General features: G+C 63.0%; 22 protein-coding genes. 17 read left to right on the forward strand and 5 right to left on the reverse strand.

Annotated features, from left to right (window positions below):
• The first annotated feature begins 6 nt into the window (after window positions 1–6).
• The 8 genes from rseP to lpxB all read left to right on the forward strand — a co-directional run bounded on the left by rseP (window position 7) and on the right by lpxB (window position 8,143).
• Complete coding sequence (gene rseP / locus ACEWPM_RS00100; RefSeq protein WP_393960462.1) at window positions 7–1,353, forward strand: RIP metalloprotease RseP; 1,347 nt, start codon at window positions 7–9, stop codon at window positions 1,351–1,353.
• Window positions 1,354–1,524: 171 nt separating this feature from the next.
• On the forward strand, window positions 1,525–1,647 hold the full coding sequence (locus tag ACEWPM_RS00105) for a hypothetical protein (protein ID WP_393960463.1): 123 nt from the start codon (window positions 1,525–1,527) through the stop codon (window positions 1,645–1,647).
• Between the two features lie 138 nt (window positions 1,648–1,785).
• A complete protein-coding gene (bamA, locus tag ACEWPM_RS00110) occupies window positions 1,786–4,143 on the forward strand; it encodes an outer membrane protein assembly factor BamA (protein ID WP_393960464.1) in 2,358 nt (785 codons plus the stop codon).
• A 41-nt stretch (window positions 4,144–4,184) separates the two neighbouring features.
• On the forward strand, window positions 4,185–4,829 hold the full coding sequence (locus ACEWPM_RS00115) for an OmpH/Skp family outer membrane protein (protein ID WP_393960465.1): 645 nt from the start codon (window positions 4,185–4,187) through the stop codon (window positions 4,827–4,829).
• 93 nt (window positions 4,830–4,922) lie between these two features.
• On the forward strand, window positions 4,923–5,387 hold the full coding sequence (gene fabZ, locus ACEWPM_RS00120; protein ID WP_393960466.1) for a 3-hydroxyacyl-ACP dehydratase FabZ: 465 nt from the start codon (window positions 4,923–4,925) through the stop codon (window positions 5,385–5,387).
• Window positions 5,384–6,178, forward strand: a complete 795-nt coding sequence (gene lpxA / locus ACEWPM_RS00125; protein WP_393960467.1) for an acyl-ACP--UDP-N-acetylglucosamine O-acyltransferase — start codon at window positions 5,384–5,386, stop codon at window positions 6,176–6,178. Before fabZ ends, lpxA begins: the two co-directional genes overlap by 4 nt.
• 4 nt (window positions 6,179–6,182) lie before the next feature.
• Entirely contained in the window at window positions 6,183–6,992 is an 810-nt protein-coding gene (locus tag ACEWPM_RS00130) for an LpxI family protein (protein ID WP_393960468.1), read from the forward strand.
• On the forward strand, window positions 6,989–8,143 hold the full coding sequence (gene lpxB / locus ACEWPM_RS00135) for a lipid-A-disaccharide synthase (RefSeq protein WP_393960469.1): 1,155 nt from the start codon (window positions 6,989–6,991) through the stop codon (window positions 8,141–8,143). The genes ACEWPM_RS00130 and lpxB overlap by 4 nt, the downstream gene beginning before the upstream one ends.
• Window positions 8,144–8,153: 10 nt before the next feature.
• On the opposite strand, the gene mnmA is transcribed toward lpxB, so the two are convergent.
• Window positions 8,154–9,299: a tRNA 2-thiouridine(34) synthase MnmA gene (gene mnmA, locus ACEWPM_RS00140; protein ID WP_393960470.1), complete on the reverse strand. Its 1,146-nt coding sequence runs from the start codon at window positions 9,297–9,299 to the stop codon at window positions 8,154–8,156.
• 183 nt (window positions 9,300–9,482) lie between these two features.
• On the opposite strand from mnmA, the gene sciP reads away from it, so the two are divergent.
• The 5 genes from sciP to ACEWPM_RS00165 all read left to right on the forward strand — a co-directional run bounded on the left by sciP (window position 9,483) and on the right by ACEWPM_RS00165 (window position 15,472).
• On the forward strand, window positions 9,483–9,761 hold the full coding sequence (gene sciP / locus ACEWPM_RS00145) for a CtrA inhibitor SciP (protein ID WP_393960471.1): 279 nt from the start codon (window positions 9,483–9,485) through the stop codon (window positions 9,759–9,761).
• Window positions 9,762–9,853: 92 nt separating this feature from the next.
• On the forward strand, window positions 9,854–10,570 hold the full coding sequence (ctrA, locus tag ACEWPM_RS00150; protein WP_393960472.1) for a response regulator transcription factor CtrA: 717 nt from the start codon (window positions 9,854–9,856) through the stop codon (window positions 10,568–10,570).
• Between the two features lie 294 nt (window positions 10,571–10,864).
• Window positions 10,865–13,114 (forward strand): NAD-dependent DNA ligase LigA, encoded by a 2,250-nt coding sequence (ligA, locus tag ACEWPM_RS00155; RefSeq protein ID WP_393960473.1) that lies wholly within the window; start codon window positions 10,865–10,867, stop codon window positions 13,112–13,114.
• Window positions 13,111–15,237, forward strand: a complete 2,127-nt coding sequence (gene recG / locus ACEWPM_RS00160) for an ATP-dependent DNA helicase RecG (protein WP_393960474.1) — start codon at window positions 13,111–13,113, stop codon at window positions 15,235–15,237. The genes ligA and recG overlap by 4 nt, the downstream gene beginning before the upstream one ends.
• A gap of 103 nt (window positions 15,238–15,340) precedes the next feature.
• Window positions 15,341–15,472: a hypothetical protein gene (locus tag ACEWPM_RS00165; RefSeq protein ID WP_420767987.1), complete on the forward strand. Its 132-nt coding sequence runs from the start codon at window positions 15,341–15,343 to the stop codon at window positions 15,470–15,472.
• 216 nt (window positions 15,473–15,688) lie between these two features.
• Here ACEWPM_RS00165 and ACEWPM_RS00170 read toward each other — a convergent pair whose 3' ends face one another.
• Window positions 15,689–16,129, reverse strand: coding sequence for an iron-sulfur cluster assembly scaffold protein (locus ACEWPM_RS00170; protein ID WP_393960476.1), 441 nt, complete (start codon window positions 16,127–16,129; stop codon window positions 15,689–15,691).
• 67 nt (window positions 16,130–16,196) lie between these two features.
• Between ACEWPM_RS00170 and hisI the strand changes: the two genes are divergently transcribed.
• On the forward strand, window positions 16,197–16,559 hold the full coding sequence (gene hisI, locus ACEWPM_RS00175; RefSeq protein ID WP_393960477.1) for a phosphoribosyl-AMP cyclohydrolase: 363 nt from the start codon (window positions 16,197–16,199) through the stop codon (window positions 16,557–16,559).
• A gap of 30 nt (window positions 16,560–16,589) precedes the next feature.
• Here the strand turns inward: hisI and gluQRS are convergent, their stop codons facing one another.
• The 3 genes from gluQRS to ACEWPM_RS00190 form a co-directional block, all read right to left on the reverse strand.
• Window positions 16,590–17,462 (reverse strand): tRNA glutamyl-Q(34) synthetase GluQRS, encoded by an 873-nt coding sequence (gluQRS, locus tag ACEWPM_RS00180; protein WP_393960478.1) that lies wholly within the window; start codon window positions 17,460–17,462, stop codon window positions 16,590–16,592.
• A 48-nt stretch (window positions 17,463–17,510) separates the two neighbouring features.
• Window positions 17,511–18,857: a methylenetetrahydrofolate--tRNA-(uracil(54)-C(5))-methyltransferase (FADH(2)-oxidizing) TrmFO gene (gene trmFO, locus ACEWPM_RS00185; RefSeq protein ID WP_393960479.1), complete on the reverse strand. Its 1,347-nt coding sequence runs from the start codon at window positions 18,855–18,857 to the stop codon at window positions 17,511–17,513.
• A 390-nt stretch (window positions 18,858–19,247) separates the two neighbouring features.
• On the reverse strand, window positions 19,248–20,033 hold the full coding sequence (locus ACEWPM_RS00190) for an enoyl-CoA hydratase (RefSeq protein ID WP_393960480.1): 786 nt from the start codon (window positions 20,031–20,033) through the stop codon (window positions 19,248–19,250).
• Between the two features lie 58 nt (window positions 20,034–20,091).
• Between ACEWPM_RS00190 and ACEWPM_RS00195 the strand changes: the two genes are divergently transcribed.
• The 3 genes from ACEWPM_RS00195 to rpsI all read left to right on the forward strand — a co-directional run bounded on the left by ACEWPM_RS00195 (window position 20,092) and on the right by rpsI (window position 21,658).
• Window positions 20,092–20,526: a PaaI family thioesterase gene (locus ACEWPM_RS00195; RefSeq protein ID WP_393960481.1), complete on the forward strand. Its 435-nt coding sequence runs from the start codon at window positions 20,092–20,094 to the stop codon at window positions 20,524–20,526.
• Window positions 20,527–20,711: 185 nt separating this feature from the next.
• Window positions 20,712–21,176 carry a 50S ribosomal protein L13 gene (gene rplM / locus ACEWPM_RS00200; protein WP_393960482.1) on the forward strand — a complete coding sequence of 155 codons (465 nt, stop codon included), beginning with the start codon at window positions 20,712–20,714 and terminating at the stop codon, window positions 21,174–21,176.
• Window positions 21,176–21,658 carry a 30S ribosomal protein S9 gene (gene rpsI / locus ACEWPM_RS00205; protein ID WP_393960483.1) on the forward strand — a complete coding sequence of 161 codons (483 nt, stop codon included), beginning with the start codon at window positions 21,176–21,178 and terminating at the stop codon, window positions 21,656–21,658. Before rplM ends, rpsI begins: the two co-directional genes overlap by 1 nt.
• Window positions 21,659–21,755: the final 97 nt, after the last annotated feature.

Consider the following 21,755-nt stretch of genomic DNA (forward strand, 5'->3'; position numbering starts at 1 on the left):
CATTCCTTGGATATTTCCGCGCTACTCCCGCAATTTGGCAGCTTTATCGGCGTCATTGCCGCCTTCGTCGTCGCGCTGTCCGTGATCGTCGCGATCCACGAATACGGACATTACATTGTCGGGCGCTGGTCGGGCATCAAGGCCGAGGTGTTCTCGCTGGGCTTTGGCCCGGTTCTTTTCTCGCGCATCGACAAACATGGCACGCGCTGGCAATTGGCGGCCTTGCCCTTTGGCGGCTATGTGAAGTTCCTCGGCGATGCGGATGCGGCCAGTGGCAAGGATGCCGAGGCGATGGCCGCGACCCCGCCCGAGCGTCTGCGCCAGACCATGCATGGTGCGCCGCTCTGGGCGCGCACTGCGACGGTTGCGGCAGGGCCGGTCTTCAACTTCGGGCTGTCGATCCTGATATTTGCGGGCGTGATGATGGTGCAGGGCAAGATGGCCGAGCCGCTACAGATCGGCGCCCTCAAGCCGCTGCCCGCGCAGGGGATCGAACTGCGCCCGGGTGACACGGTGCTGGATGTCGCCGGCGCGGACGTGCCGGGATACGAGGACCGCGATGCGTTTGATGCCTTCTCGGACGCGCTGCCCGACCGGCAGGTTATGGACTACCGCGTTCTTCGGGACGGATCCGAGACGACCGTTGCAGGCCCGCACCCCTTGCCCCCCATCGTGACGCAGCTGGCCCCGCAATCGGCATCGTATCGCGCGGGGATGAAACCGGGCGACGTGATCACCGCAGTGAATGGAAATGACATCTCGTCCTTTACGCAGCTCAAGAATGTCGTCGAGGCATCCGACGGCGCACCGATCGCGCTGCAGGTCTGGCGCGCGGGCGAGACAGTTGATCTGGAACTGACGCCCCGGCGCACGGACGAGCCGCAAGAGGATGGCGGGTACGCCACCGTCTGGCGGATCGGCATCGCGGGCGGTTGGGCCTTCGATCCGGGCACCGAAAGGATGGGACCCATTGCCGCGCTTGGCACCGGCGTGCAGCAGACATATGCGGTTGCTGCTGGCTCGCTCACCGGGCTTTATTACATGGTCACGGGCGCGATCAGCAGTTGCAACATGTCGGGGCCCATCGGGATCGCCCAGGCTTCGGGTGCGATGGCCAGCCAAGGTGCCGAGAATTTCATCTGGTTCATTGCCGTTTTGTCGACTGCCGTCGGTCTGCTCAACCTCTTTCCGGTGCCGGTCCTGGATGGCGGTCATCTGGTGTTCTACGCTTATGAGGCAGTGGCCGGAAAGCCGCCCAGCGACGGAGCGCTCCGGGTGATGATGACCATCGGATTGACACTGATCCTCAGCCTCATGCTCTTTGCACTCTTCAACGATATCTGGTGCCCATAGCTTCAAAGCGAACGGTGCGGCCACATCATATGGCGTGACTTTGCGGCAACGGACGGAATGCCCCGGTTTTGCCACAATGTTGCGCCGTTCTTGGCCATAATGCGCTGCCATACCCTTTGCCGACGCGCCTGAATTTGAAGTGGCGCTTGACTGGACCAAGGGATGAGACCCGTGCAAAACACTATCGGATTCAAGGGCTTCGGCCTCTTTATCGACCTCAATATCGACCGCTTCCTGATGCCGGGCGCATTAACAGTGGCGCTATTTGGTGCGGCATTCATCAGCTCTTTCTGACCAAGTTGCGCCAGTGGCGCCGCCATCCTGCTCATGCCGCCTGCGTGCCATGTCAACACGCGGCGGCATTGGCATTTTGACAAGCCATCCATGACCCGTTACTGAAATTCGTAATAGGGTATTTGACCGGGTGGTATCATGAAATTGTCGAGAATCCTGAGCGCAACGCGCCTCATGCTGACGTCCCTGCATGGCAGGGGTGCTGACACCGGGCAGGGGCGTTCGGCCATCATCGGCCCGATATGCACCGCCCTGATTGCCTTGACCTTTTCGCTCATGCCGGCGGGGGCCGAGGCTCAGTCATATCAGTTCACCAACGTTGCGATCGAGGGCAACCAGCGGATCGAGTCCGGCACGATCCTGACCTATGCGGGAATCGGACGCGGCCAGACCGTTTCGGCAGGTGAGTTGAACGAGGCGTATCAACGCATTCTGAACAGCGGTCTCTTCGAGGAAGTGGCGATCACGCCGCGCGGAAATACCCTGGAAATTCGCGTGATCGAATATCCGACGATCAGCAAGATCGCCTTCGAGGGAAACACCCGCATCGAAGACGAAGACCTCGTGGGACAGATCGAGAGCGCACCGCGCCAGGTCTATAATCCGTCAAAAGCCGAGCGTGACGCTGCCGCAATCATTGACGCTTATGCCGTAAGTGGCCGCAGCGCTGCACGCGTCAGCCCCAAGGTCATACGCCGCAGCGATAACCGCGTCGATCTGGTCTTTGAGATTTTCGAGGGTAAGAAAATCGAGGTCCAGCGCCTCAGCTTTGTCGGGAACCGCGCCTATTCGGACCGCCGTCTGCGCCGCGTCGTGGACAGCAAGCAGGCCGGCCTTTTCCGCGCGCTGGTCAACCGTGATACGTTCGTTCAGGACCGTATCGAGTTCGACAAGCAACTCCTGTCCGATTTCTACGCCGCCCGGGGCTATGTCGATTTCCGCGTGACCGGCACCAATGCCGAGCTGGCGCGAGAGCGTGACACCTATTTCGTGACCTTCAACATCGAGGAAGGTCAGCAGTTCCGGTTTGGCAACATTACCACGATCAGCGAGCTGCCCAATGCGGATGCGGCCGAGTATCAGGATGCACTCAAGGTCAAGCCGGGCCAGATCTATACGCCGACACAGGTCGAGAATTCGATTGCCCGGATGGAGCGCCTTGGCGTGCGCAACGGGGTCGATTTCCTGCGGGTCGAGCCGCGCATCTCCCGCAATGACCGTGACCTTACGCTGGATGTCGAGTTCGCTTTGGTCCGTGGCCCGCGAATTTTTGTCGAGCGGATCGATATCGAAGGCAACACGACCACGCTCGACCGCGTGATCCGCCGCCAATTTGACACTGTCGAAGGCGATCCGTTCAACCCCCGCGAGATCCGCGAGGCTGCCGAGCGCATCCGCGCGCTGGATTACTTCGAAACCGCCGAGGTGGATGCCCGCGAGGGCTCGACCCCCGATCAGGTGATCGTGGATGTGGATGTCGAAGAGAAAAGCACCGGCTCGCTTTCGTTTGGCGCGTCCTATTCCACCAGCAGCGGCGTCGGCTTCTCTGTCGGTTTTTCCGAGCGCAACTTTCTTGGGCGGGGCCAGCGCCTCTCGGCGCAGATCTCGGCCAGTGCTGACCAGGCCAATTATCGCCTCAGCTTTGTCGAGCCCGCATTCCTAGGCCGCGATGTGGCCTTCGGTCTCGATTTCGGCTTGGTTGAGACGCAAGATGATTTCGCGTTCTACGACACGACTATCGGTACGTTCCGTCCCAGCCTGACCTTCCCCGTCAGCGAGAACGGTCGCTTGGCGCTGCTCTATAGTGCCGCCTACAAGGACATGAGCAACTACACCGGGACCAGCGGCATTCTGGCGACCGAAGTTGCGCGTGGCGATGAATGGGCCAGCGGTGTAGGGTATGAATATACATATGATACGCGCCGCACCGGTCTGAACCCCAATGCGGGTGTCCTGTTGTCCTTTGGTCAGGAATTCTACGGTCTCGGCGGCGATCAGGAGTATATCAAGACCTCGGCCCGCGCCATCGCACAGACCAAGGTGCTGAACGAAGAGCTTACGCTCCGCGCCACGCTTGAAGGCGGCGCCTTGAACTTCACCGGCAGCGATGACAGCCGCGCGGTCGATCGTTATTCAGGCCAGATCATCCGCGGCTTCGAGCCGAACGGCATTGGTCCTATTGAGAACGGTGAGCAACTGGGCGGTAACTACTTCGCCGCGCTCAAATTCGATGCGGAGTTCCCGTTGGGTCTGCCGGACGAGTATGGGATTACGGGCGGCGCCTTCTACGATATCGGTGCGCTTTGGGATGTGGACACGGCCGGCGCGACCGGACCAGTCAGTTCAACCGGCTTCAATGCCCGTCATGCGGTCGGTGTGTCGGTGATCTGGCAATCGCCGTTCGGTCCGCTGCGGTTCAACTTCTCGCATGCGCTGAAGAAAGAGCCGGGCGATAACACGCAATCGTTTGACCTGTCGATTGCCTCGACCTTCTGATGCAGTGTCGCGGCCTTACCGGCTGGGGCTTGGCGGTATCAGTGGCGCTGATCCTGGTGGGCGCAGCGCCAGCGGTGACGCAGGCTCAGGATGTAGGCACCATCCAGAGCGAAATTCTGGTGCTGGACCCTGATCGGCTGTTTTCGGGCACGCAGGTGGGCCAGCGTCTGACCGACCAATATCAGGCCGAGCGCGACGCCCTCATTGCGAACAATCGCGAGCTTGAGGCCGAATTGCGCGCCGAAGAGCAGGCATTGACCGAGGCGCGCAAGACGATGACCGCGACCGAATTTCGCGCCGAGGCGGACGCATTCGACGACAAGGTCCGTTCGATCCGGGCCGAGAATGATCGCAAGGCCCGTGATCTGGAACGCGGGCGCGAACTGGCGCCGCTCAGCTTGATGCGCATGGCCGAGCCGATCCTCATTCAGGTGATGCGCGATACCGGCGGCAAGATCATTCTCGATAGCCGGCAGGTTCTGTTACGTGCGGATGCGATCGACATCACTGATCTGGCTATTGCGCGTATCGATGCCGTGATCGGTGATGGCTCTGGGATGACATCCAATCGGGGCCTCAGCGCTCCGGATGGCGAGGCCGGTGCCGAGCGCCGCGAAGAGGGCGAAGCTTCCCCTGCCGCACCCGCGCCTGAGACTTCCGCGCCCATGCCCGAGACAGCAGAGTAAGAGGGCGCGCCTTGCTCCGTTCGGGCCGAGTTGGTAAAGCGAAGCCTGATACCGCTCCCATGCCGCGCCCTGATGGCGCCTGAAAGGACATTGATGACCCAGCCGCTCGCCACTGCCGATATTCACATGATCCAGCGGCTGATTCCGCATCGCTACCCGTTTCTGTTGATCGACAAGGTGCGCGATATCGACGGTTTCCAATCGGCGGTCGGCGTCAAGAACGTGACCATGAATGAGCCGCATTTTCAGGGCCATTTCCCGTCCAAGCCGATCATGCCCGGCGTGACCATCGTCGAGGCAATGGCCCAGACGGCGGCGGTGATGGTGGGCACAGCGCTGGAGATGCAGGACAAGAATATGCTGGTCTATTTCATGGCCATCGACAAATGCAAGTTCCGCCGCATGGTCGTGCCCGGCGATGTGCTGGAGATGCATCTGACGACGCAGCGCGGCAAGCCGGGCGGTAAGGTCTGGAAATTCGCTGGCGTGGCGAGCGTGAATGGCGAAATGGCCTGTGAGGCCGAGTTCACCGCCATGATGGACCTCGGCGCCGCATGAGTGACAGCTCCATCCATCCCAGCGCGGTGATCGAGCAGGGCGCGCAAATCGGTGCTGGCTGCAGTATTGGGCCGTTCTGCCATATCGGACCGGACGTGGTGCTGGGTCACGGCGCGGTCCTGAAAAGCCATGTGGTCCTCACCGGCGATACGGTGATCGGCCCCGAGGCGACAATCTATTCCTTTGCCTGCATCGGCGAAGTGCCGCAGGATCTCAAGTTTCAGGGGGAAAAAACCCGGCTGGAGATTGGCGCGCGCGTGCGTATCCGTGAGCACGTGACGATCAACACCGGGACCGCAGGCGGCGGCGGCGTGACGCTTGTGGGCGATGATTGCCTGCTCATGGCGGGCTGCCACGTGGCCCATGACGTGCGCATCGGCAACAGCGTGATCATTGTGAACAACGCGGCGCTGGCCGGTCATTGCGTGGTGGAGGACGATGTGATCATCGGCGGCCTCTCGGGCGTGCACCAGTTCGTGCGCATCGGGCGCGGCGCGATCATAGGCGCGGTGACGATGGTGACGAATGACGTCATTCCCTACGGTCTGGTGCAGGCGCCGCGCGGCGTGCTGGACGGGCTGAACCTCGTGGGTCTCAAGCGGCGCGGTGTCGGGCGCTCGGATATCACAGCGCTGCGCGCGGCGTTCCAGATGTTGGCGCAGGGCGAGGGCACCTTTCAGGAGCGCGCACGGCGCATGGGTGGTGAGAGCGAGAGCGAATATGTCGCGCAGATCGTCGAATTCGTGACCGGCGTCAGCGATCGCTCGTTCCTCACGCCCGGACAGGGTTAGGCGCATGGCGGGACGGCTGGCCATACTTGCCTGCGGCGGCGCGCTTCCGGTGATGCTGGCGCGGGCGCATCCGGAGGCGCTGCATTTTACTCTGCGCGGCGTGCCGAGCGAGTTGGCAGGATCGGCGCAGGAATTTCCACTGGAACAGATCGGCGCGCTTTTCGCTGCGATGAAGGCGGCGGGCGTAACCCGCATGGTCTTTGCCGGAACGCTGGTGCGTCCGTCGCTGAACCCCGCCGAGTTCGACGCGGAAATGGCGCGGCTTGCACCCGGCCTGATGGCGGCCATCCCTCAGGGCGATGATGCGCTCCTGCGCTTCGTCATCGGCATGTTCGAAGAGCAGGGGTTTGAGGTGCTCGGCGCGCATGAACTTTTGCCGGGCCTCACTGTCGAGGCTGGGCTCGCCGTTGGAGTCGCGCCCAGCGAGGCCGAGCTGGCAGATGCCGCGCGCGCGACGCATATCCTGGCTGAAATCTCGCCGCTCGATATCGGGCAGGGCTGTGCGGTGGCCGCGGGGCAGTGCCTGGGGATCGAGACGGTGCAGGGTACGGATGCCTTGCTGGCCTATGTGGCTCAAACGCCGGATGCGTTGCGGCGCGGTCAGCGGGGGGTCTATGTCAAGGCGCCCAAGCGCGGGCAGGACCTGCGAATCGACATGCCGACGGTGGGTCCTTCGACGATGGATGCGGTGGCGGATGCCGGGCTCGCCGGGCTGGTTCTGGCGGCGGAGAGCGTTGTGATTCTCGACCGGGATGCTGCGCTGAAGCGCGCGGTTGCGCGCGGAATTTTTGTCATATCCCAGGCGCTTGCATGAAGGTCTTCATCCTTGCGGGCGAGGCGTCGGGCGATCGACTTGGCGCCGCGCTGATGGCGGGTCTTCGCGGGTTGACGGATGTGGAGTTCGTGGGCGTCGGCGGGCCGCTGATGCAGGCCGAGGGGATGCAGAGCCTTTTCCCCATGGACGAGTTGAGCGTGATGGGAATCACGGAGGTGCTGCCGAAATACCGCCATCTCAAACGCCGGATTAGTGAGACTGCCGAGGCTGCGCTTGCCTGCGATGCCGACGTGATGATCACCATCGACAGCCCGGATTTCTCGCTGCGCGTGGCCGCCTTGGTGAAGGCCCGGAGTGACCTGAGAACGGTACATTACGTTGCGCCCTCGGTCTGGGCCTGGCGCGCGGGCCGCGCGGCAAAGATGGCCAAGGTGATCGACCACGTCCTGGCCCTGCTGCCGTTTGAGCCGCCCTATATGGAGGCTGCGGGTATGGAGTGCGACTTCGTCGGCCATCCCGTCGTGAGCGAGCCGCAAGCGACCGAGGCGGAAATCGCCGATTTCCGGGCGCGGCATGATCTGGGCGAGGCGCCGGTGATGCTGGTGCTGCCGGGCTCACGCAAGGGCGAGGTCGGACGCCTCGGACCGATCTTTGGCCGGGCCCTCGCGCCTGTTCTGGAGCGGACTCCAGACATGCGGCTGGTTGTACCGACCACGGCGCATGTCGCGCCGCTCTTGCGAGACATTGTGATGGATTGGCCGGTGAGGCCGTTGATCCTCGATCCATCCAGCATGATGAGTGATGCGTATAAAGCCGAAAAGACAGCAGCTTTTGGCGTTGCCTCCGGCGCGCTCGCGGCGTCCGGCACCGTCTCGCTTGAACTGGCGGCCAGTGCGACACCGATGGTCATTGCCTATGATGTCAGCTGGATCAGCCGCCAGATCATCGCGATGATGCTGCGGGTTGACACCCTGACACTGGTCAATCTGGTCAGCGAGACGCGGGCCATTCCTGAATGCAATGGGAAGCATTGCAACGCGCCGGAGATTTCAACGGCACTCCTGAAAATGCTGGACGCGCCGGGCGCGCAAATGGAGGCGATGGCGCTGACGATGGAGCGGCTGGGCCAGGGTGGCGAGGCGCCTGGGCTACGCGCGGCCCGCGCAGTCTTGCGGGGCCTCGGGCGCTAAACTAGCCGGATCAGTAGCCGCGCCAGATCCAGCCGCCGCCCAGGATGCGGCTGCCGCCCGTTTCGTAGAAAACGCAGGCTTGTCCGGGGGAGACGCCTTCCTCGGGCGTCAAAAGTTCAACTTTCGCGGTGGTCGCCGAAAGAGGGCGGATCACGGCCTCGCGCGGCGCACGGGTCGAGCGAACCTTGACCGAGACCTGCCGTTCCGGAACGGCATCGAACGGCTCATCCCCCAGCCAGTTGATCTCGCGGACCGGTACGATGGCGGTGCTCAGCATCTCCTTGGGCCCCACGATAACGCGCCGCGCCTCCACGTCCAGCTTGACGACATAGAGCGGCGTCTCCAGCCCGCCGATGCCGAGACCGCGGCGCTGGCCGACCGTGTAATGCAGCACGCCCTCATGCTGGCCCAGCACGTTGCCCTCGGTATCCACGATCTCGCCCGGCTCGGCGGCGCCAGGGCGCAGTTTTTCGATCACCGAGGCATAGTTGCCATTGGGAACAAAGCAGATGTCCTGACTGTCCGGCTTGTCGGCCACGCTCAGCCCGTATTTCGCCGCCAGCGCGCGGGTCGCGTCCTTGGAAGGCAGATGGCCCAGCGGGAAGCGCAGGTAATCCAGCTGCTCTTGCGTGGTGGAGAAGAGGAAATACGACTGGTCGCGGTTCGCATCGGCCGCCGAGTGAAGCTCGGGGCCGTTTTCGCCCATCTTGCGCTGAATGTAGTGGCCTGTGGCCATGCAATCGGCGTCTAGATCGCGCGCGGTCTCCAGCAGGTCCTTGAACTTGACCCGTTCATTGCAGCGAATGCAGGGTACCGGCGTGGCGCCGGCCAGATAGCTGTCGGCAAATTCGTCAATCACGGCTTCTTTGAAGACGTTTTCGTAATCCAGCACGTAATGCGGAAATCCCATTTCCTCGGCGACGCGGCGCGCATCGTGGATATCGAGGCCCGCGCAGCAGGCGCCCTTCTTGGCCAGCGCCGCGCCGTGATCATAAAGCTGCAGCGTGACGCCGACCACGTCATACCCCTCTTCGGCCAATTGCGCCGCCACGACCGAGCTGTCGACGCCGCCCGACATGGCAACGACAACGCGCGTTTCGGATTCGGGCTTGGCAAAGCCGAGCGAATTGATGCGGGGGGCGGTATCGAGTGGCATGATGCGGGGTCCGTTTGCGTCTTTGATCGCTCACATAGTGGTTCGGATGGCAGAACGCAAAACGCTTTGGCCTGAATCTGCAAAGGCGGTTTAGGTAAATGCGACGTATTTCGCGCGCCGCGTTTCAGCCGGTATTAAGAGGCAGCACCCATTTTGGTGCTCGGTATTGTGAGGATATGAGAGATGTACCTGAAAAAAGTCGATTGTCCGCGTGCTGTCACCTTGCCCGATGGCGCCACCATGACGCAGGCCGATTTGCCGCCGAAGGACACGGTGCGTTGGGTCGCATCGCGTAAACTGGCCGTGGTGCGCGGCGTGCTCTACGGCCTTATTACACAAGGCGATGCGTGCAAACGCTATAATCTGAGCGAGGAGGAGTTTTCCGAATGGGTCCGCGCGGTTTCCGTGCATGGCGAGGGGGCTTTGAAGGCCACTGCACTGAAAATGTATAGACAACCCTGAATTGTATTCGCTAAATGTTCACCTACGGTAACTTGTAGTTAACCAATTTTGGTCAGGTTGGACGAAAGTGATCCTGTTGCGGAGAAAAGCGAATGCGTATCCTTCTGGTTGAAGATGATCCCACTACCTCGAAAAGCATCGAATTGATGCTGACCCATGCCAATCTCAACGTCTACACGACGGAGCTGGGCGAGGAGGGGATCGATCTGGCCAAGCTCTATGATTATGACCTGATCCTGCTGGATCTGGGCCTGCCGGACATGACGGGGCATGATGTGCTGCGTCAGCTGCGTTTGGCACGGATTGAAACGCCCATCCTGATCCTGTCGGGCGCCGACGATACGGATAGCAAGATCAAGGGCTTCGGCTTTGGCGCGGATGACTATCTGACCAAACCGTTCCACCGCGAGGAACTGGTGGCACGCATCCACGCTATCATCCGCCGCTCCAAGGGGCATTCCCAGTCGGTCATTCGGACCGGTCTGATCAATGTCAATCTCGATGCCAAGACGGTGGATGTAGCGGGCAAGGCGGTGCATCTGACCGGCAAGGAATATCAGATGCTGGAGCTTTTGAGCCTGCGCAAGGGGACGACGCTCACCAAGGAGATGTTTCTGAACCATCTCTACGGCGGTATGGACGAGCCCGAGTTGAAGATCATCGACGTCTTCATCTGCAAACTGCGCAAGAAGCTGAGCGAGGCCACAGGCGGCAACAGCTATATCGAGACGGTCTGGGGCCGCGGCTATGTCCTGCGTGATCCCGAGCCGTCGGAACTGGGTGATCAGCGTCTGGCAATCGGCGCCTGAGAGGCTCCAAAGAGAGATAACTAAGCCGGGCGCACAGTCGTCCGGTTGGCGCCTTGCATCGTCAATAGCCATGGCGCGGTTCAAGGCGGCTAGGTGCCCAAGCTGCATTTGGCAACCTTCACCGGCAATGGGTGCCGGCCGACGCAGCTAATTCGACGTCTCATTATACTGCCTCACTATGCGGATCGCCGGTGCTCTGGCGCGTCACGTGACTGGACCTCCCAACAGGCTCGTCCTATCACAAGAGCGACGAGTTTGGTCCGGTGCCCCGGGCCGCACAGCATGAGGGCAAGAATGCAGAACGCGCGCGCTGTCGGGAATTTGACTGAGGATGAGGCACGGGCCGAGCTCGAATGGCTGGCGAAAGAGCTGCTGAAAGCCAATCTGGAGTATCACGCTGAAGACGCGCCCACGCTGAGCGACGCGGAGTATGATCGCCTCAAGATACGCAACAGCGAGATCGAGGCCCGGTTTCCGGGCCTGAAACGTGCGGATAGCCCCAGTGAGATGGTGGGGGCCGCGCCCTCGGGTGGATTTGGCAAGGTTACGCATGCGCAGCGGATGATGTCGCTGGGTAATGCTTTCGACGCGGTCGAGATCACCGAATTTGACGACCGCATTCGCAAATATCTCGGGATGAGCGCGTCGGATTCGCTCGCCTACACGGCCGAGCCCAAGATTGACGGGCTGAGTCTGTCCTTGCGCTATGAGGGCGGAGTTCTGGTACAGGCGGCGACTCGGGGCGATGGCACGGTGGGCGAGAACGTAACTGCCAATGCGCGCACCATCGACAGCATCCCCGAGGGTCTGGAGGGTGCGCCCGACATCCTGGAAGTGCGCGGCGAGGTCTATATGACCCATGCCGATTTCGAAGCGCTTAACCGGCGGCAGGCAGAGACTGGCGCCAAGATATTTGCCAATCCGCGCAATGCCGCTGCCGGGTCTTTGCGGCAGCTTGATTCCGACATTACCCGCTCCCGTCCGCTCGCCTTCTTTGCCTATGCCTGGGGCGAGATCAGCACACCCCTTGCCCCGACACAAATCAAGGCGGTCGCGCGGCTGGCGGAGCTGGGGTTTTCGGTCAATCCGCTGACCGAGCTTTGCCGCGATGTCGAAGGGCTGCTGACGCATTACGAAATGATCGAACAGCAACGCGCGAGCCTCGGTTATGACATCGACGGCGTCGTCTACAAGGTCGACGATCTGGATTTGCAGCGGCGGCTGGGCTATCGCAGCACCACTCCCCGGTGGGCGATCGCGCATAAATTCCCCGCCGAGCTGGCTTGGACGCGCCTCGAGGAGATCGAGATAAATGTCGGGCGCACGGGAGCCCTGAGCCCGGTCGCGCGCCTGTCGCCGGTCACCGTTGGCGGCGTCGTGGTCAGCAATGCGACGCTGCATAACGAGGATTACATCGCCGGGCGCGCCAGCGACGGAAGCGAGATCCGGGGCGGCAAGGATATCCGTGTGGGCGATTGGGTGCAGGTCTATCGGGCGGGCGATGTTATCCCGAAAGTCGCGGATGTTGACCTGAGCAAACGGCCAGAGGATGCAGAGCCCTTCACCTTTCCGCATGTGTGCCCCGAATGCGGGTCGGACGCGATCCGCGAGGATGGGGATGCGGTGCGGCGCTGCACCGGGGGACTTGTCTGCCCCGCGCAGGCCGTGGAAAAGCTGAAGCATTTCGTCAGCCGGGGTGCGTTTGACATCGAGGGCCTTGGGGCCAAGCAGATCGAGATGTTCTACGCCGATGACCAGCTTTCCATTCGCACCCCGGCTGATATCTTTACGCTTGAGGCGCGCGATGCGAAGAGTCTGAACAAACTGGCCAATCGCGACGGATGGGGCGAGACGAGTGCGCGCAATCTCTTTGCCGCAATAGACGCACGGCGGCGCGTACCGTTGGCCCGTCTGCTTTTTGGCTTGGGGATCCGCCATGTGGGCGAGGTGGCAGCCGCCGATCTGGCGCGTCATTTTGGCAGTTGGGAGGCTCTTGCGGCCGCCGTCGATGCCGCGGCGCCCGCGGCGGCCTGCCATCTGCGGGCCGATGCCGCCGAGGCAGGCGAGCGTGCGCGTGCCGCCGATGAAGGCCGCCGCGCCCGGATCAAGCCTGTACGGGAGGCCGAATGGGAGGGCTGCGACACGGCCGCCTGCGCGGCCTGGGATGATCTGATCGGCATTGACGGCATTGGCGCCACGGTCGCCGCCTCCCTCGTGATGGTGTTCGGCCAGACAGCCGAGCGGGCCAGCATTGATGATCTGGTGGCGCACCTGATGATCGAAGATGCGGCCGCGCCGATCGTTTCGGACAGTCCGGTCGCGGGCAAGACGGTCGTCTTTACAGGAACGCTGGAAAAGATGACCCGCGCCGAGGCTAAGGCGCGCGCCGAGGCGCTTGGCGCCAAGGTGTCGGGCAGCGTCTCGTCGCGTACCGATATCGTCATCGCCGGCCCCGGCGCAGGCTCGAAAGCGGACAAGGCAGCCGAGCTTGGGATCGAGACCATGGACGAGGACGCCTGGCTGGCGCTGATCGGCGGCGCATGAGCCAGACCGGTCCCAACGCGCCGCCCAGTGCCCCCAAGGGGCGGCCTCCGGCGCTATTCCCGCTCTTCGCGGGGATCGAAACCTTGCCGGGCGTAGGCCCCAAATCGGCCAAGCTGCTTGCCGCGCTACGCATCGAAAAGCCTGTGGATCTGTTGCTGACCTTGCCGCATTCGGGGATCGACCGGCGCAAACGAGCCAGCGTTCTGGGTGCCGATCTGCCCGGCTATATCACTGTCGAGGCGGTGATTGGCCCGCATCACCCGCCGGCGCGGCGCGGCGGAGCCTACCGTGTCTCGGCGGAGGATTCGCAGACGACCTTCCAGATCGTCTTTTTCCGCGCCCATGACGAATATCTGCACCGGATCCTGCCCACCGGCGCGCGGCGCGTGCTGTCCGGCAAGGTCGAGCTGTTCGACGGCGTGCCCCAGATGGTGCATCCCGATCACGTGCTGCCGGCCGAAGAAGCCGATGACATCCCTGATTTCGAGCCTGTCTATCCGCTCACTGCGGGCCTGACTCAGGGCGTGATGCGCAAGGCGGCTGCGGCGGCCCTGGCGCGCGCGCCGGAACTGGCCGAGTGGATTGACCCGGGCCAGAAGGCGCACGAGGGCTGGCCCGATTGGGCGGCGGCGCTGCGCATGGCTCACTCGCCGCAATCAATGGCCGAGCTGGGCGCAACCCACCCGGCGCGGCTGCGACTCGCCTATGACGAATTGATGGCGCATCAGCTGACGCTGGCCTTGGCGCGCACGCAGTTGAAGCGCGGGAAGGGGCGCGGCACAGCGGGGACGGGCGCGCTGCGCGAGCGCGTATTGGCGGCGCTACCCTATAGCCCAACGGGCGCGCAGAGCCGGGCCACCCAGGAAATCGCGCAGGACATGGCCCGCGAGGTGCGGATGAACCGCCTGCTTCAGGGCGATGTCGGCGCAGGCAAGACGCTGGTGGCCCTGAACGCGCTGTTGATCGCGGTCGAGGCGGGCGGGCAGGGCGTGATGATGGCTCCGACCGAGATCCTCGCGCGGCAACATCTGGAGGGGCTGCGCCCACTGGCGGAAAGCGCCGGTGTGGTGCTTGAGATCCTCACCGGGCGCGACAAGGGGGCCGAGCGGCGCGCCAAGCTGGCCGCGCTGGCGGAGGGCGATATCCAGATCCTTGTCGGCACGCATGCCGTCTTTCAGAAGGATGTCGAGTTTCACGATCTGCGCCTTGCCGTCATAGACGAGCAGCACCGGTTCGGCGTGCGCCAGAGGCTGGAGCTGGGGCGCAAGGGGGCGGCGGTGGATGTGCTGGTGATGACCGCAACGCCCATTCCCCGCAGTCTCAGCCTTGCGCAATATGGCGACATGGATGTGAGTGTGCTGGACGAAAAGCCGCCGGGGCGCAAACCCATCGCGACGGCGATGGTCAACATGGCGCGCATGGATGAGGTGGTCGCCAAGCTGCGCCATGCCATCAGCGAGGGACGGCAGGCCTATTGGGTCTGTCCGCTGGTCGATGAAAGCGAGGTCAGCGATCTCAGCAGCGCCGAAGAACGGTTTCGCGCCTTGCGCGCGGCACTTGGCGAGGGACGCGTCGGGCTGGTCCACGGCCAGATGCCCCCCGAGGAGAAGGACGCCGCGATGGCGGCCTTTCAGAAGGGTAAGACATCCGTGCTGGTCGCGACCACGGTAATCGAGGTGGGTGTAGATGTGCCCAACGCCTCGATCATGGTGATCGAGCGCGCCGAGAGCTTCGGCCTGGCGCAGCTGCACCAGTTGCGGGGCAGGGTCGGGCGCGGCAGTGCCGCTTCGACCTGCCTCTTGATGTATCAGGCGCCCTTGAGCGAAGGCGGCGAGCGGCGCCTGACCACGATGCGCGATACGGAGGACGGGTTTCGTATCGCCGAGGTGGACCTTGAAATGCGAGGCGCGGGCGACATGATCGGCACTGCGCAATCAGGCCTGCCGCGTTTTCGCATCGCGGACCTGGAAGGGCAGACAGCGTTGATGGCGGTTGCGCAGAGCGATGCGCGCAAACTGCTCTCCGAAGATCCCGGTCTGACCGGACCGCGCGGGCAGGCCGCGCGCGTTCTGCTTTGGTTGATGGAGCGCGATCAGGCGATTCGTTTGATTTCAGTGGGTTAAGCGCGAAGTTCTATTTTGCTCTCAAATGTTCTTAAAAAGTTCTTTACTTTGGTTAATGAAAGTGAGAACAAAGTGGCAACTGATCCATTGAGAGGAGGACATGATGATTGACCAGATCAAAACAGCCGCCACCCGCTCGCAAGAGACACTGCTGGGCGATGCCGTGGGCATGGCGGCGCTTGTCGTTCTTTTGATGGGATGCCTTTACCTGCCGGGCCTTCTTCAGGGTTTCTGATCCACACCGTTTCTGCCTGCGAAATCCCATGCCTGCGCGCGAATGCATCTCCTGTCCCCAACACCAGATGCCTGCGACGACCGACACTGCCTGTCACCGATCGTTTCGAACCCTGCCTTGTTCGAAATCCGCGCCCAGGGTCCCTCATGGGAACACGCATACTTCCGCCGCCATCCAGACCGGATGCGCGGCGGTTTTTTTGTAACAGGGCGGGGATCAGCCGCAGGCGGTATCCAGCGCCTCGACAGCCGCCTCGAGCGACAGCATGATCGACGCGTGGCGATTCTTGTACTCCTGCGCGGGCCGCAACACTTCGAGCCCATCGAAAGGTGGGGGCGGGGTCGGGCCATCCTCGGTCAACATATTCGAGAGCGCATCGCGCGCGGCGCGCACCTGATCGCCTTCGCATCCGACAATGGCCCCGCCGACGACGCTGGCCGCCGCCTGACCCAGCGCGCAGGCCTTGACGTCCTGTCCGAAGGCGCTGACTTTGCCATCTTCGCAACAGATATCCACCGTCACGGTCGATCCGCAGAGCGGCGCGCGCCGCTTGACAGTGGCGTGAGGCGCATCGAGGCGCCGATGGTTAGGGATATCCGCCGCCAGCGCCAGGATACGTTGCGAGTAGAGCTTGATCATGTCGGTCTTGGCGGTCATGTCTGGTTCCTCAAAGTGCTGCGCCTTAGATAAGGCGCGGACAGCGAGATGCAAAAGGAAAACCCGCATGAATTTCGATCCCGCCAGCCTGGCCTATGACGCGCGCGGCCTGATCCCCGTCATCGCACAGGATGCCGGAACGGGCGAGGTGCTGATGATGGCTTGGATGAATGCCGAGGCGGTGGCGCAGACGCTGACGACGGGACGCGTGACCTATTGGTCGCGCTCGCGCAAGGCCTTGTGGGTCAAGGGCGAGACGTCCGGCCATGTGCAGAAGCTGGTGGAGTTCCGCGTCGATTGTGACCGCGACTGCCTGCTGCTGAAGATCGAGCAGACGGGGCCTGCCTGTCACACGAATCGACGCAGCTGTTTCTACACGGTGGTCGAGGATGGCACGGAACGCGTGACGATGGCGCCTCAAGCGGGCTGAGGAATTGACTATTTTTGCCAGGATGAAGCGCTAGGGCAGGTCCAGCATGTCGCGGACCTGCGCGGGGCTGATGCCCTCGGCGCGGTATTTGGCGATAGCACGGGCATCGTCGCGTTTGGCCAGCCGCTTGCCCGCCTCGTCGCGAATGAGGCGATGGTGAAGATATTCGGGCGTGGGCAATCCCAAAAGGCGCTGGAGGATCACATGGATCACTGTCGCCTCGAAGAGGTCGACGCCGCGTGGCACCAGCGTGACCTTCTGTGCCGCGTCATCCAGAACGACCGAGAGGTGGTATGAGGTGCCCATCGCAGGGCGCGCGAGAACGATATCGCCGACACCGTTCAGGATATCCTGCCAATCGGAGCGGATGAGACCCGTCCCACCTTTGGGGCCGGCGCCTGTTTCTGTGAATTCTGGTGGCGCGCCCAGAACTTGTTGCGCCGCACCCATGTCGAGGCGCAGGGCCGCGCCGGGCGGTAGCTGGGTGCAGGGCGCCGTGCCCTTGGGCGGGCGGCAGGTTCCGGGATAGACGATGCCATCTGGGCCCAGAAGCGGCGCGCCTTCTTGCGGCGCGCTGGCCGCGGCGGCGATATCTCGGCGCGTGCAGGTGCAGGGATAGGCGAGCCCGCGCCGCATGAGGGAACGGAGGGCAGCGGTGTAGACGGGCAGGCGGTCTGACTGGCGCATGACCGGGGTGGGCCATGTGAGGCCAAGCCACGCCAGATCATCATAGATCTGCGCCTCCCATTCGGGGCGGCTGCGCGACTGGTCGATATCCTCGATCCGCAGCAGGAACGTGCCACCCTTCGCGTTAGCCATATCATGGGCAAGGAGCGCGGAATAGGCGTGGCCAAGATGAAGCGGGCCAGTCGGAGACGGAGCAAAGCGCGTAATGAATGTCATGGGCTTTCAGACCGTTCTGCGGCAATCCTCATGTTGCGCAGCATGGCGTCAGGCCGGGCTTTGCGCCAGCCATCCTTGCCACGCTTCCTTGGCGCGGTCGGTGTAGGCCTTGTAGCGGTCGGTGCGGCCCCGGCGGCCGCCCTTGAGGCCCTCGACCGGGCGAAAGAGGCCGAAGTTGACGTTCATCGGCTGGAATGTCTTGGCCTCGGCGCCGCCGGTGATGTGGTGGATCAACGCGCCCATGGCGCTGTCCTGCGGTGGACTGCTCAGCGGCTGTCCGAGGAGTTCCGAGGCGGCGAGCCGCCCGGCCATAAGGCCCATTGCGGCGGATTCCACATAGCCTTCTACGCCGGTGATCTGCCCGGCAAAGCGGATATGCGGATGCGTGCGCCAGCGCATCTGATCGTCGAGCAGCGTGGGAGAGTTGAGAAACGTGTTGCGGTGGATGCCGCCGAGGCGGGCAAAGCGCGCATTTTCGAGGCCGGGAATCATGCGCAGCACTTCGGCCTGCGCGCCGTATTTCATCTTGGTCTGGAAGCCTACGATATTATAGAGCGTTCCCAGCGCGTTATCGCGGCGCAGCTGAACCACGGCCCAAGGCTTCACGTCCGGCTGATGAGGATTCGTCAGACCCACAGGCTTCATCGGGCCATGGCGCAGCGTCTCGCGTCCGCGCTCGGCCATCACCTCGATCGGCAGGCAGCCATCGAAATAGCCTGCCGTTTCGCCCTCGTGGAACTCGGTCTTTTCTGCCGCCAGCAAAGCGTCGATGAAGGCGTCATAGGTCTCGCGGTCCATCGGGCAGTTGAGATAGGCAGTGCGCTCTTCTTCGGTTTCACCCTTGTCGTAGCGCGATTGCATCCAGGCGCGGGACATGTCGATGCTGTCATGGTGGATGATGGGCGCGATGGCGTCGAAGAAGGCAAGCGCATCGGCGCCCGTCTCGGCGGCGATGGCCTCGCCCAGGCCGGCGGAGGTCAGCGGGCCAGTGGCGATGATCCAGCGTCCGTCCTCGGGGATCTGGGTGATCTCGGCATCCTGAACGGTGATGTTGGGATGCGCGCGCAGCGCCTCGGTGACGGAGGCGGCAAAGGGATCGCGGTCGACGGCCAGTGCCCCGCCGGCGGGCAGGCGGTGCTTGTCAGCGGTCTGCATGATCAGACCGTTCGCCGCCCGCATTTCCCAGTGCAGAAGGCCCACGGCGTTCTGTTCGTCATCGTCCGAGCGGAAAGAGTTGGAGCAGACCATTTCGGCCAGATCGCCGGTGCGATGGGCAAAGGTTGCGACCCTGGGGCGCATTTCGTGGATGATGACCTGCACGCCCATATTGGCGGCCTGCCATGCGGCCTCGGACCCGGCCATGCCGCCGCCGACGATATTGAGAACCTGTGTCATAGGCCGGCAGATAGTCCATGCGCGGGCGTATGGAAAGGGGGCAGGCATTGCTGCATGTTACATCGCCGACGGTTCGAACGGAATGTCATGGGATTGAGGGGTGGCTCTTCGGGTCACCGCGCCGGGCACGTCTGCGGCCAGAGAGAGGCTGGCCTGGAGGGACATGACTGCGGCGACGGTGACCCAAGATCTCTTAGATTGGTAGCCTGAAACAGTGTGTTTAGGAAGTAGAAATGGCGGATTGGGGCGGAAAAACGGCAAAAGTGCAGGAAATGGGGCGAGGTATTGGAAACAGTGACGGGCAGATAAGGGCATTATGCGGCCTCAGTGAACGCGGCCGCGCGTATCCAAAGGGCCAAGCTCCGAATCGGGCGGAATTATGACGAGACGCTACTGCGACCACTCCGGGCTGCGCTTGGCGAGGAAGGCGTCGATCCCCTCGGCGGTGTCATCCATCATCATATTGGTCGTCATTACGCTGCCCGTGTGGATATAGGCCTGCTCGACCGGCATCTCGAGCTGCTCGTAGAAGGCGCGCTTGCCGATCCGCACCGCGCCGCCCAGCTTGGCCGCGACGGTTTGCGCCAGTCGCATCGTTTCATCCTGCAGAGCATCCGGCGCAACAGCGCGGTTGATCAGGCCGATCCCGACCGCGCGCTCGGCATCGACGAAGGCGCCGGTAGTCAGCATCTCAAACGCCTGTTTGCGCGGCACATTGCGGCTGAGCGCGACCATCGGCGTGGAGCAGAAGAGGCCGATATTGACGCCATTGACGCCAAAGCGGGTGCCTTGCGCCGCCACGGCCATGTCACAGGAGGCGACCAGCTGGCAGCCGGCCGCGGCGGCGACACCGTGGACCTCGGCGATGACGGGCTGGGGCAGGGCGCGAATGGCCATCATCACGGCCGAACAGCGTCCGAAAAGATCGGCGAAATATGCCTGGCCACCATCCTCGGCCGCGCGGCCTGCCGTCATCTCCTTCAGATCATGGCCTGCGCAGAACGCCTTGCCTGCCCCCGCGAGGATCACGGCACGGATATGCGGCTGACCTTCCAGCGTTTCCATCTCGGTCTTGAGGGCAGCCAGCATCGTGTCGCTCAGCGCATTGAGGCGGTCCGGCGCGTTCAAGGTCAGCCGTGCCACGGCACCGGTATCGTCTCGCGTGATCATCGCCATCTTGTCGCTCCTTATGATATGCGCCTATTTGTAGCGGTGACGCAGCGCGGAGGAAAGCATGAAGCCCAAGATGAGCAAGGCAGAACTGACGGATTTCATGGCGCGCGAATTTCCGCAGGTGGCGCACGATTTTGCCATCGACGATCTGCGCCCCATGCATCTGTCGCTGCGCCTCAAGGTAAAGGAGCTTCACCTGCGTCCGGGCGGCACCGTGTCGGGTCCGGCGATTTTCGCACTGGCCGATGTGGGCATGTATCTGGCGGTTCTCAGCATGATCGGCCCCGAGGCGCTAGCCGTGACGACGAATTGCAGCATCGATTTCATGCGTAAGCCGCAGGCCGGGGCAGACATGATCGCCGATGTGCGCCTGCTCAAGCTGGGGCGCGTTCTGGCGGTGGGCGATGCTCTGATCCGCTCGGACGGGGCCGACGCGCCCGCAGCGCGCGCGAGCCTGACCTACTCGATCCCGCCGGCGGCACTCGGGCCGGGCTGAAAACGGGCGTTTATAGTAATTTTGCATGGGGTATTTTAATACCTAAATTGCAAGCCTTTGTTTTAACTTTATAAATCCGTATAAACGCGTGTTGACGCGGCATGCGCCTGCTATATAACCCGCCCATCACCAAAGGGGCAGGCCCGGCCTGCGCCCCGTTCGACGTAATCAAGGATTCTGCGGTCATGAAGACATTCTCAGCGACACCGGCGGATATCGACAAGAAATGGATCATCATCGACGCCGAGGGCGTCGTTCTGGGCCGTCTTGCTTCGGTTATCGCCATGCGCCTGCGCGGCAAGCACAAGGCCAGCTTCACTCCCCATATGGACATGGGCGACAACGTCATCGTCATCAACGCCGAGAAGGTCCAGCTGACCGGCAAGAAGCGTGACAAGCCGAACTACTGGCATACCGGCCATCCGGGCGGCATCAAGTCGCGCACCACGGGCGAGATCCTCGAGGGCAAGTTCCCCGAGCGTGTCGTGATGCAGGCGGTCAAGCGCATGCTGCCGGGCAACCGCCTGAGCCGCACGCAGATGACCAATCTGCGCGTCTATGCCGGCGGCGAGCACCCCCACGAGGCGCAGAGCCCCGAGGTGCTGGACGTCAAGAACATGAACTCCAAGAACACGCGGGTGGCTTACTGATGGCTGACGAAATCAATTCCCTCGAAGAACTCTCCGCCGTCGCAACCGGCACCCCCATGGAAGAGGCCGCCCCGCGCGAGCCTGTCCGCGACGAGCTGGGCCGCTCTTACGCCACGGGCAAGCGGAAGGACGCGGTCGCCCGCGTTTGGATCAGGCCCGGCTCGGGCAAGGTCACCGTCAACGGCAAGGAGATGAAGGTCTATTTCGCCCGTCCCGTGCTGCAGATGATCCTGCGTCAGCCCTTCACGATTTCGGGCACCGAAGATCAATTCGACGTGATGGCCACGGTCGTCGGCGGCGGTCTCTCGGGTCAGGCCGGTGCGGTCAAGCACGGCATCTCGAAGGCGCTGCAACTTTATGATCCCAGCTTGCGCGGGGCGCTGAAGGCGGCAGGTTTTCTGACCCGCGACAGCCGCGTCGTCGAGCGCAAGAAATACGGCCGCCGCAAGGCCCGCCGGAGCTTCCAGTTCTCCAAGCGCTAAGGCGCGCCCGGACGATCATGTTCTGGAGAGGGGCGCAGCGGGAAACCGCCGCGCCCCTTTTGCTATCGGGTCTGTGCCATGGCAGCGCCCGGCCCAA

This window comes from Roseovarius maritimus, assembly GCF_043355895.2.
GTDB classification, from domain to species: domain Bacteria; phylum Pseudomonadota; class Alphaproteobacteria; order Rhodobacterales; family Rhodobacteraceae; genus Roseovarius; species Roseovarius maritimus.